Here is a 777-nt window from a genome sequence, read left to right on the forward strand (position 1 = left end):
TGTACGACAGGTTCTGGACTTGGTTTGGTTTTGACTTTCTGATTCCAGTTGTAAAAGTTTGGCGTTCGAAGCGTTTCTACTTTCGGTGCATTTGGCACAACCGGAAAATGCAGATAAAACTCGGTAAATTCATTAGTTACCGATTTACACTCAATTCGACCACCAAAAGAACGCATCACACGCTGACAGTAACCCAAGCCAAGTCCGCTACCGCCGCTCTTCTGGAATGAGAAAAAGTCATCAAAGATTTTGTGTACGATGCTGTCATCAATCCCAGGCCATGTATAGCGGAAAACAAGCGTGTTTTCATAAGGGCCGATGAGGGTTCTGATTTCAATTAGACTATCGGGATAGGAATCAATATAGTAAATCGCATTGCGAATCAAATTGAAAATGACAAAGTTAAACAGCGTCTCGTTGATTTTGGCGACAAAGTCGTTTTGAGTCGGAAGTTTCACCCTTTCGATGATGTGTTCGTTTTCAAAACCGTATCGACTCACCGCAAGATCTACAGCTTTATGAATCGAAGTAAGCGAAAGGGGTTCATGCACAGCAGAAGTATCGCTGACTTCGCGCAAGATGATGTCGATGAGTTGGCGTCCACGCTGAATTGCTGCTTGGCCTTTTTCGATATCGCTCCTGATCTTGTCATCGGATGCATTGCTATCAATGTGCTGTTTCAGCGCTTCAAATTGAAGCTGAACTTGCGCCAATGGGTTGCGCATTTCATGTGCGATCGAGTTGGCTAACGCGCGGCTTTGACGAATCTTTCTATCA

1 protein-coding gene is annotated in these 777 nt (G+C 44.3%); it reads right to left on the reverse strand.

Going from position 1 to position 777, the window contains the following annotated elements:
• A partial coding sequence (locus tag R7E78_RS26020) for a HAMP domain-containing sensor histidine kinase (RefSeq protein ID WP_318058595.1) occupies positions 1-777 on the reverse strand: 777 nt, incomplete at both ends.

The sequence above is a fragment of the Vibrio sp. YT-19(2023) genome (assembly GCF_033337395.1).